Here is a 17,741-nt window from a genome sequence, read left to right as displayed (position 1 = left end):
GGACTGCCGCCTCCTCGAGCTGCCCGGCACGCCCCCAGCCTCACGCGAACCGCCCCGCCACCTCCGCCAGGCACTCCCGGAACACCCGCACGGCCGGCGACGCCAGCTGCGCCTCGCGCTGGGCGGTGAAGATCGTGCGGCGGGGCGTGCCGGGCAGCTCGAGGAGGCGGCAGTCCGGGGCCTCGCCCGCCCAGACCAGGTCGGGCATCAGGGCGACGGCGTGGCCGGAGGCGGCGAGTCGGATCTGCGCCTGCAGGTCGGCGGTCTCGAAGCGGACGTCCGGCTCGAAGCCCGCGATCCGGCAGGTCTGCTCGGCGAAGTGGCGGCTCGCGGTGCCGCGCGGCTCCATCACCCAGGCGGAGTCGCGGGCCGAGGCGAGGTCGACGACGGCGGAGTCGCGGCTCACGGCGAGGCGGATCGCGTCGGTCGTCAGGTCGCTGCGCACCAGTCCGGGCAGCCAGGAGGTCGAGTGGCCGGGGTACTGCTCGGCGACGACGAGGTCGAACTCCCGCGCCCACGACGTCTCGTGCAGCGCACCCTCGGGCTCGCGCTGCACCATCTCGACGCGCACCTCGGGGAAGCGGTCGGCGACGGCCCGGAGCGCACCCGGCATGAGCGCGAGCGCGGCCGACTGGAACACCGCGACCCGCACCCGCCCGGTCACCGACTCCCCCGAGGCCGCGAGCGCCGCCTCCGCCCGCTCGAGCAGGGCCATCACCTCTCCGGCCGCCTCGACCAGGATCTCGGCCTGGGGTGTGAGCTGCACGCGCCGGCCCGCCTTCCGCAGCAGCTCGACGCCGGCCTCGCGCTCGAGCACGGCGAGCTGCTGCGAGACGGCGGAGGGACTGTAGGCGAGGGCCTCGGCCGCGGCGGCGAGAGTGCCGCGGATGGCCACCTCGCGGAGCAGGACCAGGCGGCGGACATCGAGCACGGCGTCTCTCCGATCGTTCAGCTGAGCTGACCGGTACCGGTAAGGAACGGTCGCTTCTGCTCAACGGTAGTCGGTCGAATACTGAAGGCACCCACCTCAGAGCAGAAGGACCGCACCATGACGGATCTCGCCAGCCCCGCTCTCGCCACCGGCCCCGCCGCCGACGGCCCGTCCGCCGATTCGATCGATCCCCGCCTGGTCGACGAGAGCGTCGCCCTGGTGCGGCGCTGGCTGCGCGAGGCGTCCGCGATCCCGATCGACGCCTCCGGGGCGCAGCTGGCGGGCGTGCTGAAGGACCCGGCCGGCCTGGACTTCACGGTCGGCTTCGTCGACGGCGTCGTCCGCCCCGAGGACACCCGCGTCGCGGCGGCGGCGCTGAAGGCGATCGCGGGCGGCGTGCCGTCCTTCCTCCCGGCTCCGATGCGCGGCGCGGTCGCCCTCGGCGGCGTCATGGCGCCGCTCCTCCCGGACGTCGTGGTGCCGATCGCGCGCCGGGTGCTGCGACGGATGGTCGGCCACCTGATCATCGACGCGACCGACTCCCGCCTGGGCCCGGCCATCGCCGCGATCCGCCGCGACGGCGTCCGGCTCAACATGAACCTGCTCGGCGAGGCCGTCCTCGGCCGCGAGGAGGCCCACCGCCGCCTGGAGGGGACGCACCGGCTCCTCGCCCGCGACGACGTCGACTACGTCTCGATCAAGGTCTCCTCGAGCACCGCCCCGCACAACCCGTGGGCCTTCGACGCCGCGGTCGACGACATCGTCGAGGAGCTGGCGCCGCTGTTCGCCCGGGCCGCCGCCTCCTCGCCGCAGAAGTTCATCAACCTCGACATGGAGGAGTACAAGGACCTCGACCTCACCATCGCGGTCTTCACCCGCATCCTCGACCGGCCGGAGTTCCTCGGTCTCGAGGCCGGCATCGTGCTGCAGGCCTACCTGCCGGACGCGCTCTCGGCGATGATCCGCCTGCAGGAGTGGAGCGCCGCCCGCCGGGCCGGCGGCGGCGCCGGCATCAAGGTGCGCCTGGTCAAGGGCGCGAACCTGCCGATGGAGCAGGTCGAGGCCTCGGTCCACGGCTGGCCGCTGGCGACCTGGAGCAGCAAGCAGGACTCCGACACGAACTACAAGCGCGTCGTCGACTACGCGCTGCACCCGGAGCGGATCCGCAACGTGCGGGTCGGCGTCGCCGGGCACAACCTCTTCGACGTCGCGTACTCGTGGCTGCTCGCTGGCACCCGCGGCGTCCGCGAGGGGATCGAGTACGAGATGCTCCTCGGCATGGCCCAGGGCCAGGCGGAGGCGGTGCGCCGCACGGTCGGCTCGCTCCTGCTCTACACGCCGGTCGTCGCGCCGGCCGAGTTCGACGTGGCGATCGCCTACCTGATCCGCCGGCTGGAGGAGGGCGCGTCGAGCCAGAACTTCATGTCGGCCGTCTTCGAGCTCGAGGCCGACCCGGCGCTCTTCGCGCGGGAGGAGGAGCGGTTCCGCGCCTCCGTCGCCGCCCTCGACGGGGCCGTCCCCCCGGCGCACCGCGTGCCCGACCGGTTCGCCGCGAGCGGCCGTCCGGGACCGGGCGACTTCCGCAGCACCCCCGACACCGACCCGTCCGTCGCCGCGAACCGCGAGTGGGCGCAGGCGATCCTCGCGCGCGTCCCCTCCTCCCGGGCCGGCGCCGACGCGATCGAGGCCGCCACGATCGGCACCCTCGACGAGCTGGAGTCGGTGCTCTCCGGCGCCCGCGGCAGCGGCTGGAGCGACGTCCCGGCCGAGGAGCGCGCCCGCATCCTGCACCGCGCGGGCGACGAGCTGGAGGCGCGCCGCGCCGAGCTGCTCGAGGTCATGGCGGCCGAGGGCGGCAAGACCCTTGACCAGGGCGACCCCGAGGTCTCGGAGGCCGTGGACTTCGCCCACTACTACGCCGAGCGCGCCCTCGAGCTCGACGCGGTCGACGGCGCCCGCTTCCACCCGGCCGCGCTGACCCTGGTCGCTCCGCCGTGGAACTTCCCGGTCGCGATCCCGGCGGGCGGCGTCCTCGCGGCGCTCGCGGCCGGCTCCGCCGTGGTGCTCAAGCCCGCCGGACCGACCGCGCGCTGCGGCGCCGTGGTGGCCGAGGCGCTGTGGGCGGCGGGCGTGCCCCGCGAGGCCCTGCGCCTGCTCCGCCTGCCGGAGGAGGAGCTGGGGCGCGACCTGATCGCCTCCCCGCAGGTCGACCGCGTGATCCTCACCGGCGCCTACGAGACGGCGGAGCTGTTCCGCTCCTTCCGGAACGACCTCCCGCTGCTCGCCGAGACGAGCGGCAAGAACGCGATCGTGGTCACCCCCTCGGCCGACCTCGACCTGGCGGTGAAGGACGTGGTGGCGAGCGCCTTCGGGCACGCGGGCCAGAAGTGCTCCGCCGCCTCGCTCGTCGTGCTGGTCGGCTCCGTCGCTCGCTCGAAGCGGTTCCGCGCGCAGCTGCTCGACGCGGTCTCCTCCCTCACGGTCGGCTACCCGACCGACCCCGCGACGCGGATGGGGCCGGTGATCGAACCCGCCGAGGGCAAGCTGCTGCGCGGCCTGACCGCGCTCGGCGCCGGTGAGACCTGGCTGCTGCAGCCGCGGAGCCTCGACGACTCCGGACGCCTGTGGAGCCCCGGCGTCCGCGACGGCGTGCGCCGCGGGTCCGAGTTCCACCGCACCGAGTACTTCGGGCCGATCCTCGGGATCATGACGGCGGCGACCCTCGACGAGGCGATCGCGATCGTCAACGAGGTCGACTACGGGCTCACCTCGGGCCTGCACGCGCTCGACCCGGAGGAGATCGGCACCTGGCTCGACGGGATCGAGGCGGGCAACCTCTACGTGAACCGCGGGATCACCGGGGCGATCGTGCAGCGCCAGCCGTTCGGCGGCTGGAAGAAGTCGGCGGTCGGCCCGGGCACCAAGGCGGGCGGGCCGGACTACCTGCTCGGCCTGGGCTCCTGGACCGCGGCGCCGTCGGAGGCGACCGCTCCCGTCGTCGGACCGGCCGCCCGCCTGCTCGCCGCGTCGCGCGCGGAGCTCCCGGCGGAGGAGCACGCCGCGGTGGAGCGGACGGCGCGCAGCTGCGCGGCGGCGTGGACCGCGGGTGCTCCTCGCGACGTGACGGGGCTGGAGGCGGAGCGCAACGTCTTCCGCCGCCTGCCCTACGACTCCGCCGTGCTGGTGCGCCTGGCCGCCGGGGAGCCGCTGGGCTCGCTCGTGCGGGTGGCCGTCGCGGCGGCGACCGCGCAGGCACGGGTGGTCGTCTCGAGCGCCGTGGCGCTGCCTCCGCAGCTCGCCGCCGGTCTCGACGAGGCGGCAGGCGCCGTCGTGGTCGAGGACGACGCGGCGTGGGAGGCGCGGGTGCGCGCGCACGGCGCCGGACGGGTGCGTCTGCTGGGCGCGTCCGCCGCGACGGTGACGGCCGTGACGGGCGGGCGCCCCGACCTCGCGGTCTACGCGGGCGCGGCGACCGAGGCGGGCCGGCTGGAGCTGCTGCCGTTCCTCCGCGAGCAGGCCGTGTCGATCACGGCCCACCGCTTCGGCACGCCGGACCACCTCACGGACGGGCTGCTCTGACCGGCGCGGTCCGACCGGCGTGATCCGACCGCCCGCCGCGGGATCCCGCTCCGGTGCACCCGCTCCGGCGTGTCGACTACCGGAGCGGCGTCTCGCGGGAGAGGGCGACGGAGGGACGACGGGGCGGAGAGGGATCAGCCGCAGGCCGCACGTCAGTCCGCGTCAGCTCCGCGGCGGGTCCGCAGGGGTGGAGCGCGCGTCGTTGCTGGCGCGCGGGCCCTCCGGGAGGAGCGCGGCGCGTCCCACGCCCGATCGACGGCGGCGGCCGGGGTCAGCAGGATGTGCGCATGACCCGCCAGGAGAACGGCCGGCGCACCGCCGCGCCCGCCCGCGCGCCACGCACGCGCCCGCGCCCGACCGTCGGCTCCGCCTTCGACCCGCGGTCGAACAGCATCAACGCCCTGCGGCTCGGGCTGGCGGTCCTCGTCATCGTGTCGCACTCCTTCCCCCTCGGCGGCTACGGCGACGACCCCGGGTTCGGCGGCTCCACCCTCGGCGCCTGGGCGGTCGGCGGGTTCTTCGCCACCTCCGGCTTCCTGATCACCGCGAGCAGGCTGCGCTCGCGATCGCTGGTCGACTTCCTCTGGCGGCGCTTCCTCCGCATCTATCCCGCCTTCCTCGTCTCGCTCCTGGTCGTGGCCTTCGTCGCCGCACCGCTCGCGTCGCTCCTCCTCGGAGCCGGCGAGTACAGCGCGGCCGGGGCGGTGCGCTTCGTGGTCGCCAATGCGGCCCTCTACATCCGGGAGTACGGGATCGCGGGGATGCTCGGCTCCGTGCCCTACCCGGGCGCGTGGAACGGCTCGCTCTGGAGCCTGTTCTACGAGTTCGTCAGCTACGTCGTGATCGGCCTGCTCGTCTCCCTGGCGCCCGCGCGCTGGGTGCGGCCCCTCGTGGTCACGGGATTCGCGGGCCTCACCCTCGTCGCGGCGGTGCTCGCGACGGACCTCGTCCCGTTCCCGGCACCCCTCAACCAGACGGTGACGCTCGTCGGGTACTTCCTCGCCGGCGCGCTCGTGCACCTGTACCGCGACCGCCTCCCCCTGACGGGCGCACTCACCGCCGTCGCGGCCGTGCTGCTCGTCCTCGTGATCGCGACCGGCCTCTACCGCGTGCTCGCCGGCCTCCCCCTCGCCTATCTGATGGTCGCGCTCGGCGCCCGGCTCCCCCTGCGTCGAGTGGGCGCGACCCACGACGTCTCCTACGGGATGTACATCTACGCGTTCCCCGTGCAGCAGCTGCTCTCGCTGGCGATCGTCGGAGCCGGAGCCGCCGTGCCGCTCTGGGCGTACATCGCGCTCTCGGTCGCAGCGACGGTCCCCCTCGCGTGGGCGAGCTGGCTGCTGGTCGAGCGCCCCGCGATGCGGCTGAAGCGCCTCACCGCCCGGGCTCCCGTCGACGTCGAGGGCCACGTCCTGCGCTGAGGCCCGGAGCCGCGAGCCCGGAGCCGTCCTCGCACGTCCGCCTGCCCGCAGCCGTCCCTGCCCGGTCGCGCCCCCGGAGCCGCCCGCCCGCAGCCCCCGCCGGCGCCCGCGAGCCCCGCGCAGCCGCCCGCCTTGGACGCGCCGCGTCAGCCGTCCCAGCCGCCGGGGAGGTCGCGGACCACCCGCCAGCGCGGGTCGAGCTGCGTCGCCGCCCCTCCGTTCCACGCGCGGCTGTGGAACCACGGCGCGATCACGTCGGCGCCGCCGTGCACGTGGTCGCCGAGATGCGCGCCCCAGTACGAGAAGGTCGAGTTCGTCAGCACCAGGCGGCGGGACGCGGCCAGCAGGGCGAGCTGCTGCGGCACCGGCGTCCCCGCCCCCGGGAAGCGCACCTCGACGCCCTCGAGGACGCGGGCCAGCTTCACCCGGCACCAGTCGAGGTCGTCCGACACGATCAGGACGCTGCGCACGGGCTCCCGCTCGCGGGCCAGGGCGAGCGCCGCGTCGACGTACTCGACCACGTCGAAGGAGTAGCGGCCGCGGAAGGCCGGGACGCTGTAGTAGTCGCCGCGCCGGATGTTCACGGTGAGGTCCGCCTCCGATCGCGCCGCCGCCGCGAGAGCGGTGAACGGGCCGCCGGGCGGGAGCAGCATCGTCGCGACGAAGTCCGCCAGCTCATCCGTCGTGAACTCCACGCCGAGCTCCTGGTGGACGCTCCCGAGCTCGCGGGGGCTGAAGAACGACATCTCCGCCGGGGGCACCACGAGCTCCTCGAGGACCCGCGGGAAGACCTCCGCCCACTCCGCGGTCCTCCGCGTCGCGCGCACCGCGGTCGGCACCCCGCGGCTCCGACGGGCGTGGGCCTGCAGCCAGAAGTAGGCGAGGTTCCCGACCCCGAACGACTCGCCGGGCAGCAGCACCGTCGTGCCCCGTCGGCGGAGGGGCGCCAGCAGCGCGGAGCGGACGTCGCCGAGCGTCACCACCTCGGGCCTCCCCCGCTCACGAGAGCTCTCCGAGCGCCACGAGCTGGGCGAAGCCGGGGTGCGCGGCCCGCACCTCCTCGAAGGTGCCGGCCCCCTCGATCCGGCCGCCGTCGAGGAAGAGCAGCCGGTCGGCGCCGCGCACGGTCGAGAGCCGGTGGGCGACCACGAGGACGGTCATGCTGCCGTGCAGCTCGGCGACGGCCCGCGAGATCTCGTGCTCCGTGCGGTTGTCGAGCGCCGAGGTCGCCTCGTCGAGGACGAGGACCGAGGGGCGCCGGTACAGCGCCCGGGCGAGGCCGAGCCGCTGGCGCTGGCCGCCGGAGAGGCGGACGCCGCGCTCGCCCACGCGGGTGTCCAGACCCTGCGGCAGCCCGCCGACGAACTCCTCGAGCTGCGCCGTCCGCAGCACCTCGCGCACGCGCTCGTGGTCGACCTCGGCCGCCGGCACCCCGAAGGCGACGTTCGCGGCGACGGTCGCGTCCAGGAGGAACACGTCCTGCGGCACCACGCCGAGCCCCGCGTACCAGGCCGCCGGGTCCTCGTCGATCGGCCGCCCGCCGCAGAGGATCCGGCCGCTCGTGGGCGGGAGCAGGCCGAGGACCAGGTCGAGGAGGGTGCTCTTGCCGGCGCCGCTGGATCCGACGAAGGCGGTCGTGGCGTTCCGCTGGATCACCAGCGAGACGTCCCGCACCACGTCCACGTCGGAGTCGGCGTAGCGGTACGTGACGTGCTCGAGCGCGATGTCGCCGGAGTAGCGGCCGCCCGGCCCGGGCGTCTCGTCGTGCGCCCCCTCGGAGGCGAGCTCCTCGGCCGCCTCGGAGACGATCCGCAGCCCCGCCTGCCCGCTGCGCACGATCGCGAACGTGGCCGAGACGCGGTTGAGCGTCGGCAGGGCGCGGAGGGAGGCGGCCGCGAAGACGCCCAGGACGGAGAGCGCCTCGGCGCCGGAGCCGGTGGCGACGAGGATCCCCGAGACGCCCACGACGGCGACGACGAAGCCGATCTCGAGCAGGTACTTCGGCAGCTCCGAGACGAGCGAGAGGGAGCGCAGAGCCTGGGCGCTGCGGCGCTTGGCCCCGCTGAAGCCGGCGACCAGGCTCGCCGCGCTCGAGGTCAGGCGCGCCTCGCGGAACCCGTCGAGCGAGGGGAGCAGGAACTGCCACGACTCCAGCGCGGCCTCCGCCATCTCCTCGCCGATCCGGCCCTGCCGCCGCCGCAGGAGCGCCTGGACGCCGCCGAGCAGCACCGCGAAGAAGACGGCCGCGAACAGGGTCGCGACCGGCGAGGCGACCAGCAGGATCGCCACGATCGCGACGAGCACCAGCAGGTCGGAGGCGATGCCGATCACGCCGAGGAGCACGCCGGCCGCCTGCGCGCTGGCGTCGTTGATGGTCCGGTACACCTCGGCGAGGCGCCGGGAGCGGTGGACGGCGTAGGGCGCGAGGACGTACCGCCGGAGCAGCTCCGTCGCAGCGTCGGCCGATATCCGCGTGGTGCGGCCGAGCAGCCACCACCGGAAGACGATCGTCCCGGCGCTCTTGAGCACGAAGACGACCGCGACGAAGCCGGCGATGATCGGGAGGAGGGTCTGGACGTCCGTCGAGCCGAGGACGCCGGAGAGGACGCCGAGCGCGCCCGTGGTGGTGTCGGTCCCGGTGAGCAGCGCCATGAGCGGCACCATCGCGGCGACGCCCAGGGTGTCGAGGACCGCGAGCGCGAGGGAGCCCGCGACGGCGGCGGTGATCCAGCCCGGAGAGGCGGCACCGGCCAGCGAGAGGAGGGTGCGCAGTCCCGGTCGCAGGGACCCGCCGCTCACGCCGCCACCCCCTCGTACACGGCGGCGATCCCGCCGCACATGGCGGCGACGTCCCGCACGGCGCGAGGAGCCGCGGCCCTCGACGCCTGCCGCTCCAGCGCCGCGGCCACCGCCTCCGGGTCGTCGGCGTCGACCAGCGAGTCCCGCTCGACGATCTCGGGGTTCCCGCCCACCGCGGAGGCGACCACGCCGATCCCGCGGGCGGCCGCGTCGAGCAGCGTGTAGGAGCAGTTCTCCCAGACCGAGAGCTGGGCGACGACGTCCGCCGCGGCGAGCGCCGCCTCCGGATCGGTGAAGCCGGGGAAGGACACCGCGTCGCCGAGGCCGAGCCGCTCGGCCCGGGCGCGCAGGGCGCCGTCGAGCGGTCCCTCGCCGGCGACGGTCAGCGTGGCGCCGGGCACGCGCCGGTGCAGCACCGCGAAGGCCTCGAGCAGCGCGTCCAGGCGCTTCTCCGGCGCCAGGCGCGCGAGCGAGAGGACCCGGAGGGAGCCCGGCTCCCCCGGCTCGCGGTCGCGGGGCGCGGCGTCGACTCCGTTGAGCACGACCTGCACCGGCAGGCTCGGCCGCCACTTCTCGATCATGGTGCGGCGGGTGGCCTCCGAGACGGCGATCGCGCCGTCGAAGGACCGCAGCCGCGCGTGGTGCGCCGCCGCGGTCGTCCGCGCCCGCAGTGCGGTGCGGTGGTAGACGTCGGGCCCGGCGATGCCGTGCTCCGTCGTGACGCGGCGGACCCCGCGGGGCAGCGGGGTCGCCGCGGTCACGAGGTCGGCGTGGGCGAGGTGGGAGTGGACGACCGCCGGGCGGAGAGCCGCCGCGGTCGCGCGCAGGGTCGCCACGGAGGCGGCGGCACCGGCGGACACTCCGAAGCGCCCGGTCGTCACGGCCGAGCCCTGCTCCCGCAGCCGCTCGGCGAGCACTCCCTCCGGGCAGAGCACGACGAGCCGGTGGCCGGGGATCTCGTGCCGGGCAGCGTCGAGGACGTGGCGGGCCACCCCGCCGAACTCGCCGACCGGCACCGCCCAGAGCGCGAGCGGGGTCACAGCCACTCCTCCAGCCGCTCGAGCGCGGTCCAGAAGCCCTCGCCGCTGTTCACGTGCCCCTGCCAGATCTCGGGGATGAACGGCACCCCGGGCGCCAGCTCGTCGAGCGACGCCGCGAAGTCCGGCCAGTCGATCTCGCCCTCGCCGATCTGCACCCCCTCGCCGTCGACACCCGTCGCGTCGACGAGGTGCAGGTGCGCGCTGAGCGGAGCGAGCAGCGCCACCGCCTCCGAGAAGGCGAGCCCGAGGTGGTTCGCCGCGAGCTTGGTGTGCGAGGCGTCGAGGCAGAGCGGCGTGCCGGTCGCGGCCGCGAACTCCGCGGTGTCGCGCGGGTCCACGAAGAGGTTGTGGAACTGCTGCCCGCCCATGAGCCACGGGTAGGGCGGGAGGGTCTGCGCCAGCACGCGGACGCCGCTCGTGTCGATGCGCTCGAGGGCGTCGGCGACGCGCTCGTAGAGGGGAGCGCGCTGATCCGGAGCCACGTGCGCGTGGCGGGTGAAGCCGCCCATCGTGACGACCATCATCGGGTCCTCCTCCTGGCGGAACCAGCGCGCGAGGCTCCGGGTGGTCTCGACGGTGCGCTGCACCTCCGCGATCGAGCGCTCCCACACGTCGTCGTCGAAGGAGGCGAGGTCGACGAGGAAGTCGCCCGCGAACAGGTCCGGCAGGTGGGTGGTGAAGCCGGAGTCGAGGCGGCGGGTGAACACGTCGTCCGGCTCGATCTCCAGGTCGCGGTACGAGAAGTGGAACTCGAGGAAGTCGGCGTTCGACTCCGCGGCGAGCGCCGCGTGGTCGTGGTACCGCACCGGCAGGCCCCAGGGGCGGCGGAACCGGAACGGCCGGCCGGACGGCGTGCTCTCGCGCAGGTCGCCGGCGAAGAAGAACCCGCCCTCCTCGACGTCGCGGTGGAGCGCGCGGCCGAGCAGCTGCGGCAGCTCGTTGGGCTGGAGGCCCCGGCCGGGGCTGCGGACGACGACGTCGGCGGCGCGCACCACGTCCCCGATCGAGAGGTCGCGGGAGGCGACCAGCGACTTCGCGAGCGAGACGCGGTTCATCGACTCCCCCGTCGAGACCGATCGGGCGTCGCGCGTGCCGAGCGAGTCCTCGATGTCGCGGATCTCGCCGACCATGCGGCGGAACTCGTCCGGGAGCAGGGACACCGTGTGGTCGTTGCCCTCCATCCCCCGGTCGACCGTGAAGTGCTTCTCGACGATGCGGGCCCCGCGGGCGACGGCGGCGACGGGGACGTGCCAGCCCCGCTCGTGGCCGGAGTAGCCGACGACGCCGCCGCCGATCTCGGCGAGCCGGTCGAGGTAGGCGAGGTTCAGGTCGCGGTAGGGCGCCGGGTACGTCGACTGGGTGTGCAGCAGGGCGAAGGAGGTGCCGAGCGAGCGCAGCAGCGCGACCGACTCGAGGATCTCGGACTCGCGGGACATCCCGGTGCTGAGCAGCAGGGGCAGCCCCCGGGTGCCGGCGTCCTCGATCAGGCCGTGGTTGGTGAGGTCCGCCGAGGCGATCTTGAGACCCGGGATCCCGTAGTCGACGAGCGCCTGCACGCTCGGGGCGTCCCACGGGGTGCAGAGGACGTCGATCCCGGCCTCGGCCGCGTGGTCGAAGACCCGGAGGAGCGGCTCGGCGGGCAGCGAGAAGCGGCGCAGGAGGTCGATCGTGTACTGGGCGCCGAGGTCCTCCCCCGCGGTGGCCCCGCCGGCGCGCCGGTAGAGGGAGTCGAGGTCGCGCAGCTGGAACTTCACCGCGTCGGCTCCCGCCTCGACCGCGAGGTCGACCAGCCGCCGCGCCAGATCGACCGAGCCGTTGTGGTTGTTGCCGATCTCCGCGATCAGGAAGGCCGGGTGGCCGTCGCCCACCTCGTGGCGGCCGATCCGCAGCGCCCGATCGCCCTCGACCGCGATCGCGACGAGGTGCCCGCGGTCGTCGACGAGCGGGAGGTGGCTGATCCCGTCGCGGCCGAGCCGGGCGGCGATCGCGGTAGCCGGCTCGTCCGCTCCCGCCGTGCGGACGGCGGTGTTCGCGACGGCGAGGGCCGGGACGTCGAGGGAGGCCGTCGGGTTCGCGATGATCCAGCGGCGGAAGTCGCCGTCGGACACCGACCCGCGGAGGATCCCGTGCCCGTCGACGCAGAAGACGATCCGCTGCTTGTTCGCGTTGATCTTGGCCAGCGCGGTGAGCACCGGGTCCTCGGCGAAGACGATGAACGGGGCGAGGTGGCGGTCGATGATCATGCGCCGCCTCCCGCCGCGAGGCCGAGGAGGGTCTGCTCGACCGCCGCGAGGTCCGCCTCGGTGTCGATGTCCCCGCCCTCCGCCTCGTCCATGACGAACAGGCCGACCCGGCCGCCGATCCGGTTGCGCTCGCGCTCGTAGACCTCGGTGCGGGTGAGGTAGAGGGACCCGGTCTCGCGGTAGAAGAAGTCGGCCTCGGCGAGGTCCTGGCGCCGCGGCCGGGCCGTGACGTCGTACTGCGGCACGGCGGCCCCCTCCTGCAGCCGCCAGAGGAACGGCGTCTGCGGGACGACGCCCACCAGCGAGTCGACCCCCGTCGAGGCGAACTGCTCGAGCGCGCGGGCGAGGGTGCCCGGGAGCCGGATCGGCGAGGTCGCCTGGAGCAGCATCACCGCGTCCGGGCGGCGCCCCAGCGCGGCCCGGTGCTCGATCGCGTGGAGCACGACGGGCTCGGTCGCCGTCTCGTCGCGCGCCAGCTCGGCGGGCCGGAGGAACGGCACGTCCGCTCCCGCCCCCTCCGCGATCGCGGCCAGCTCGGGGTCGTCGGTCGACACGAGCACGTCGAGTCCGGCGGCGAGCGCCTGCTCGATGCTCCAGACCACCAGCGGGCGGCCCGCGACGGGGCGGGCGTTCTTGCGCGGGACGCCCTTCGAGCCCCCGCGCACGGGGATGACGCAGAGAACGGTCACGGGGTGCCTCCTTCGGCGATGGCGAGTGCCCGGCGGGCGACGGCGACGGCCGGCTCGACGGCCGGGACGGGCGGAGCCGCGGTCGGCGTCTGCCCGCCCCAGCGCGCGAGCCGGTACCGGCTCCAGAACTCGAGCACCCAGGCGGGCGGGTCCTCGCAGACGACCCACGCGGGGACCCCGGCGGCCGCGGCCTCCAGGACCCCGGTCGAGAAGATCGAGGCGACCGGCCGGGCCTGCGCGGCGAGGTCGCCGCCGCGGAGCACCCGGATGCCGCGGCGCTCCCACCGCGCGTGCTGCCAGCGCGAGCGGCGGTCGACCTCGGCGGGGTGGGGGCGGTAGTCGGCGCCCGCCTCGCGGCAGAAGCGGGAGGCGGTGGCCGCGGCCGTCCGCCGGGGCAGCTCCGCGCCGTGCAGCTGGCCGAGGAACAGGGGCCGCTCCTCGAGCCGCTCGGGGCGCGGGCGGCGCGACGCGGTCCAGAGCAGCTGGCTGCCGACGACCTCGGTCTCCACGTCGCTGCGGCCGGAGGTCCAGAAGGCCGCGTCCTCCTCCGAGAACGCCAGCAGCGTCGCTCCGGGCGGGAGCGGCGGGGCGGAGGGGGTGAGCAGGCCGTGTTGCACGACCAGGAAGCGGGCGCCGAGGATCGCGGACCAGCGGTGGGCGGCCGCTCCCGCCGCGAGGAAGTGGCCGGTGGCGATCACGGCGCGGAGGCTCCGCAGCTCGGCGGGCGGGTCCGCCTCCGGGTCGACCGGGTGCGCCCTCCAGCGGCCCGGCAGCAGCCCGGACAGCGCGTCGCCGGCTCCGGAGGGAGCGAGGACCGCCGCGGGAGCCCCGCCGAGAGGAGCGAGCGAGGCCGCGGTCGAGGCGAGGGCGCTCGCCGTCGACGCCTCCACCGCGAGCAGGACCGCAGGCCGGTCGCCGCGCACGTGCAGCACCAGGCGGGTCGGCTCGGAGCGCCGCAGCGCCGCCCGGGCGGTGCGCAGCGGGTCGCGGCCGCGCTGCCAGCGGCGCCAGGCCTCCAGGTCGGTCGGGTGCGTCAGCGCCACAGGGCCCTCACCTCCCGCATCCGGTGCACGAAGGTGTGCTCGGCGCCCGTGCGGCGCGCGCCCGCCTCGCGGATGCGCCGCGCCCACGAGGGGTCCGCGCCCGCCCGCCGCACGTGCTCGACGAGCTGGTCGCGCTCCTCGAAGACGAGCACCTCGCTGCCCACCTCGTAGAACTCCGCCACCTCGGGCCGGTCGATCAGGGTCAGCGCCCCGACGCCCGGCGCCTCGAAGGCGCGCATCGAGAGTCCGCCGTGGCCCGCGCCGTGCAGAGCCAGGGTCGCGGTCGAGCCGGCCATCACTCCGTAGTAGCCCGCCCGCGGGACGTCGCGGCGGGCGGGGACGCCGGCCGAGCGCCAGCGGCCGGTGCGCGCCACGTCCCAGGGGTGCCGCGACCACTGCCGCCCGTACGCCTCGACCGCGACCCCGCCGGCCGCGAGCTCCCGCAGCACGCGCTCGCGCTCGGGGTAGCGGGCGCCGACGAAGGTCACCGCGGCGGAGGGGCGGGGGCGGAAGGAGAGGAGGGAGTCGAAGGCGTCGGGCAGGTGCCCGGCCGGAACCCCCGCGCGGGCGAGCTCGGCGACGTCGGCGGCGGAGTAGCTGACGATCGACACCGCCTCCCCGGCGAGGGAGCGCAGGCGGTCCACGGGGTGTCCCATGTTGCGGAGCTCGTCGTAGAGCCAGAGCACCACGGGGACGCCGGCGCGGCCGACCTCCTCCCACCAGGCGTCGCCGAGGGAGTCGCCCTTCACCACGAGGACGGCCCGGGGCCGGACGGCGCGCAGCGCCGCGATCGCGCGGTCGGTCTCGGCGCGCATCGACGAGCGCCGGAGCCGGCCCCCGGGGAGCCGGTGGCCGAGGGCGTCGCGCACATGGGCCAGCCCGGTCGCGGCGTCGTAGCGGTGGACGACCACGTCGTCGCCCAGGTGGGCCAGCGCCGACTCGAGCGCCTCCCAGTAGCCGTGGAAGACCGGGCTCACCACGAGCACGGGCCCGCTCATCGGGATGCCGCCTCGGCGGCGGCGACGAGCCGGAGCTCGCGCCGGAGGACGGCCAGCGGGCGCACGTCGCTGCCGGCGGCGGCGCGCACCGCGTTGGCGGCGAGGTTCACGGCGGAGGCGGCGCGCAGGGCCGCGGCGAGGGCGGCGGGGCGCCCGCCCCACTTGCGGGCGTAGCGCAGGCGCGAGGCGACCAGCCAGACCAGTCGGCGCGCGGGGTCGGAGGAGCCGCCTCCCGTGTGCTCGGCGACGACGGAGCCGGCGAAGACCGAGGGCACGCCGCGCTCGCGCAGCCGGCGCTGGAGGTCGACCTCCTCGCAGTTCATGTGGAAGGCCTCGTCGAACCCGCCGACCGCGCGGAACTCGGCCACCGGCAGCAGCATCACGGCGCCCACCACCCAGTCCACCGGCACCGTCGCGCCCTGGGCGCACCGGGTGTCGTGGCCGACGGCGGCGTGCAGCCGCGGGCGCCAGCGCGCGAGCGGAGTGAGCCACTCCACGACGTAGTGGCGCAGCCGCGGGAAGCGCCGGCCGACCCACTGCCGCTCCCCGCCCGCGTCGACGAGGTCCGGAGCGACGACCGCGGGCAGCCACGGCCGTCCCGCCTCGAGCAGGTCGCGGAGGAAGGAGGGTCCGACGACGAGGTCGCTGTTGAGCACCAGGAGCAGCGGGTGGCGCGCCCGGGCGGCGCCCGTGTTCACCGCGGCGCCGAAGCCGCCGTTCCGCTCGCGCCGCACGACCTCCACTCCGTCGATCCCGGCCGGGAACGGGACCGGGGAGGCGTCGTCGACGACGACGATCTCGAGTGCGGGGGGCGACTCCTGGCTGCGGAGCCGCTCGACGAGGGCGAGCGCGGGCGCGGGGTCGCCGTAGTGCGGGATCACGACGCTCACCCCCTCGGCGGTCACCTCGCGACCGTCTCGGCGGCGCGGTCCCGGCGGAGCGAGCGGCGGGTGCTCCGGACGGTGGCGGCAGGGGGCTCCGCGCCGACGGGCAGAGCGCCGAGAGCGGGGAGGATCACCCGGAGCAGGGCGTCGATGTCCTCGACGGCCGCCGCGGCGACGTCCGGTCCGCGCCCGAACGGGTCGGCGAAGTCGTCCTCGGCTCCGTAGGGGGCGGTGTCGTCGGCGAGCAGCCGCAGGAGCGGGACGCCGGGGGCGGCTCCCGCCAGCCGCGCCGCCCGGCGGACCGTGGTGGTGCGGCGCGCGGCGGCCGGGAAGTGGCGGGTGACCCACTCCCGCTGGCCCGCCTCGAACACGAGCACGGGGTCGGTGCCGGCGAGCATCCGGCCGTCGGCCTGGCGCGCGCGGTGCCCGGCCGTGGAGAGCCCGCGGGCCCGCAGCGCATCGCTGAGCTCGGGGTCGAGCCCGCGGCCGGCCTCCGCGTGCGTTCCCGCGCTCTCGACCCGCCAGTCGGAGCCGGCGCCGAGCAGGCGCGCCGCGATCAGCTCGGCCGAGGGCGACCGGGCCACGTTCGCATGGCAGAGCAGGAGCAGGCGCCCGCTCATCGAGCCGCCCGGCGGGACGTCTGCGGAGGCAGGGCCCGCGACTCCACCGGGGCGAGCTCGGACCGGCGCGGTGCCGCCGCCGCGCGCTTGCGCCCCGTCCCCGGCTGCGGCTCGGCGTAGTACGCGTTCTTGCGGTCGTAGTAGTAGTACCCGGTGTCGCCGTCGCGGGCGGTGACCATGTTGAGCACGGTGCCGAGCACGCGGGCGCGGACCTGCTGGACGATCCGCCGGGCGGCGACCACCTCGGGCCGGCGCGTCTGGTTCGAGGCGACGACGAAGACGACGCCGTCGACGACGGTCGCGACGATGGAGGCGTCGGTGACGGGCAGCACGGGCGGCGCGTCGATGATGACGAAGTAGTCCTTCGACAGGCGCGCGACCAGGGCGCGCATCGCCTCGGAGCCGAGCATCTCGGACGGGTTCGGCGGGATGTGCCCGGCCGGGAGGGCGTAGAGGCCCGCGGTGCCGGTGGGGCGGATCGCGTCGTCCACGGGGATCTGGTGGCTGAGGACCTCGCTGAGGCCGATGGCGCCGTCGATGTCCAGCATCCGCGCCACGGAGGGCCGGCGGAGGTCCGCGTCGACCAGGAGGGTGCGCTGCCCGGACTCCGCGGTGACGCGGGCCAGTCCGGCGGCGATCGTGGACTTGCCCTCGGCCTGGTTGGCGCTGGTGATCACGACGCTGCGCGTCTCCTCGTCGACGCTGGAGAAGCGCAGGCCCGTCCGGAGCGAGCGGAACGCCTCCGCGGTGAGCGCGTCGGTGCCGCGGCGGCCGCCGGTCCGGCCCGGGCGTCCGGCCTTGGGGATGCGCCCGAGGACGCCGACGCCGAAGAGCTCGGTGAGGTCGTCGACGGTCCGCACGCGGATGTCGAGGGCCCGGCGGAGGAAGGCGAGACCGAAGCCGAGCACCAGGCCGCCCAGGGCGCCGAGCAGGATGTTCCGCACCCAGTCGGGGCTCGTCGGAGCGGCGGGCGGCTCCGCGTTCTCGAGCGGGACGACGGTGATCTGCGGTGTGCGGTCCGCGGTGGACTGCGTCTCGATGTCGGTGATGACGGCCGCCAGCGCCGCGAGCGCCCCGTTGGCCAGTGCTGCGGCGTTCTGCGCGGTCCCGGCCGCGGCGGTGACCTCGATCAGGGTGCTGCCCGGAGCGACCCTCGCGGTGAGGCGGCCGCTCAGGGCCTCCCCGCCGGGGTTCGCCTCCGGGTCGGCCTCGATCCGCTCGGAGACGGCGCTGCTCGAGATCAGCGGCAGGTAGGCGTTCGCCCGGGTCACCGCGGTCTGCGACCCGCTGATCGCATCGGCCGAGCTGCCGTCGCTCGCGGCGATCACGAATCCGGCCGAGCTCGACTCGTAGACCTTCGGAGTGAGGAACGAGAAGGCGGCCATCGCCAGAGCTCCGACGAGCACGGCGACCACGAGGGTCCGCCAGTTCCGCCGGATGAATGCGATGAGATCGACGACAGTCACTGCGCACCTTTCTGCGTGCCGCGCATGC

The 17,741-nt window shown here is 75.6% G+C and carries 13 protein-coding genes; 2 read left to right on the top strand and 11 right to left on the bottom strand.

Annotated elements, in window-relative coordinates; all coding sequences use genetic code 11:
- Window positions 1-40 precede the first annotated feature (40 nt).
- A complete protein-coding gene (locus C5C63_RS12960; RefSeq protein WP_104326198.1) occupies window positions 41-931 on the bottom strand; it encodes a LysR family transcriptional regulator in 891 nt (296 codons plus the stop codon).
- A gap of 117 nt (window positions 932-1,048) precedes the next feature.
- Between C5C63_RS12960 and C5C63_RS12955 the strand changes: the two genes are divergently transcribed.
- The gene (locus tag C5C63_RS12955) at window positions 1,049-4,510 is read left to right on the top strand and encodes a bifunctional proline dehydrogenase/L-glutamate gamma-semialdehyde dehydrogenase (protein ID WP_104326197.1); all 3,462 of its coding nucleotides are present in this window, start codon (window positions 1,049-1,051) and stop codon (window positions 4,508-4,510) included.
- A gap of 287 nt (window positions 4,511-4,797) precedes the next feature.
- Entirely contained in the window at window positions 4,798-5,931 is a 1,134-nt protein-coding gene (locus tag C5C63_RS12950; RefSeq protein WP_104326196.1) for an acyltransferase, read from the top strand.
- A gap of 146 nt (window positions 5,932-6,077) precedes the next feature.
- On the opposite strand, the gene C5C63_RS12945 is transcribed toward C5C63_RS12950, so the two are convergent.
- Genes C5C63_RS12945 through C5C63_RS12900 form a run of 10 tightly spaced genes read right to left on the bottom strand, consistent with a single transcriptional unit; the run spans window position 6,078 to window position 17,713 of the window.
- Window positions 6,078-6,914: an alpha-1,2-fucosyltransferase gene (locus tag C5C63_RS12945; protein ID WP_104258153.1), complete on the bottom strand. Its 837-nt coding sequence runs from the start codon at window positions 6,912-6,914 to the stop codon at window positions 6,078-6,080.
- A 16-nt stretch (window positions 6,915-6,930) separates the two neighbouring features.
- Window positions 6,931-8,730: an ABC transporter ATP-binding protein gene (locus tag C5C63_RS12940; RefSeq protein WP_104224510.1), complete on the bottom strand. Its 1,800-nt coding sequence runs from the start codon at window positions 8,728-8,730 to the stop codon at window positions 6,931-6,933.
- A complete protein-coding gene (locus tag C5C63_RS12935) occupies window positions 8,727-9,770 on the bottom strand; it encodes a glycosyltransferase family 4 protein (RefSeq protein WP_104326195.1) in 1,044 nt (347 codons plus the stop codon). Before C5C63_RS12935 ends, C5C63_RS12940 begins: the two co-directional genes overlap by 4 nt.
- On the bottom strand, window positions 9,767-12,013 hold the full coding sequence (locus C5C63_RS12930) for an N-acetylneuraminate synthase family protein (protein ID WP_104292782.1): 2,247 nt from the start codon (window positions 12,011-12,013) through the stop codon (window positions 9,767-9,769). The genes C5C63_RS12935 and C5C63_RS12930 overlap by 4 nt, the downstream gene beginning before the upstream one ends.
- A complete protein-coding gene (locus C5C63_RS12925) occupies window positions 12,010-12,702 on the bottom strand; it encodes a cytidylyltransferase domain-containing protein (protein WP_104326194.1) in 693 nt (230 codons plus the stop codon). Before C5C63_RS12925 ends, C5C63_RS12930 begins: the two co-directional genes overlap by 4 nt.
- The gene (locus C5C63_RS12920; protein ID WP_104326193.1) at window positions 12,699-13,745 is read right to left on the bottom strand and encodes a hypothetical protein; all 1,047 of its coding nucleotides are present in this window, start codon (window positions 13,743-13,745) and stop codon (window positions 12,699-12,701) included. Before C5C63_RS12920 ends, C5C63_RS12925 begins: the two co-directional genes overlap by 4 nt.
- Window positions 13,736-14,743 (bottom strand): glycosyltransferase, encoded by a 1,008-nt coding sequence (locus tag C5C63_RS12915; RefSeq protein WP_104258156.1) that lies wholly within the window; start codon window positions 14,741-14,743, stop codon window positions 13,736-13,738. The genes C5C63_RS12920 and C5C63_RS12915 overlap by 10 nt, the downstream gene beginning before the upstream one ends.
- Window positions 14,740-15,648 (bottom strand): glycosyltransferase family 2 protein, encoded by a 909-nt coding sequence (locus C5C63_RS12910; protein ID WP_104326192.1) that lies wholly within the window; start codon window positions 15,646-15,648, stop codon window positions 14,740-14,742. The genes C5C63_RS12915 and C5C63_RS12910 overlap by 4 nt, the downstream gene beginning before the upstream one ends.
- On the bottom strand, window positions 15,645-16,247 hold the full coding sequence (locus C5C63_RS12905) for a hypothetical protein (RefSeq protein ID WP_104227202.1): 603 nt from the start codon (window positions 16,245-16,247) through the stop codon (window positions 15,645-15,647). Before C5C63_RS12905 ends, C5C63_RS12910 begins: the two co-directional genes overlap by 4 nt.
- Window positions 16,244-17,713 carry a polysaccharide biosynthesis tyrosine autokinase gene (locus tag C5C63_RS12900; RefSeq protein WP_104326191.1) on the bottom strand — a complete coding sequence of 490 codons (1,470 nt, stop codon included), beginning with the start codon at window positions 17,711-17,713 and terminating at the stop codon, window positions 16,244-16,246. Before C5C63_RS12900 ends, C5C63_RS12905 begins: the two co-directional genes overlap by 4 nt.
- Window positions 17,714-17,741: the final 28 nt, after the last annotated feature.

It is taken from the genome of Rathayibacter sp. AY1B8 (assembly GCF_002932775.1).
Lineage (GTDB): Bacteria > Actinomycetota > Actinomycetes > Actinomycetales > Microbacteriaceae > Rathayibacter.
This window is presented reverse-complemented; position numbering and strand designations above follow the sequence as displayed.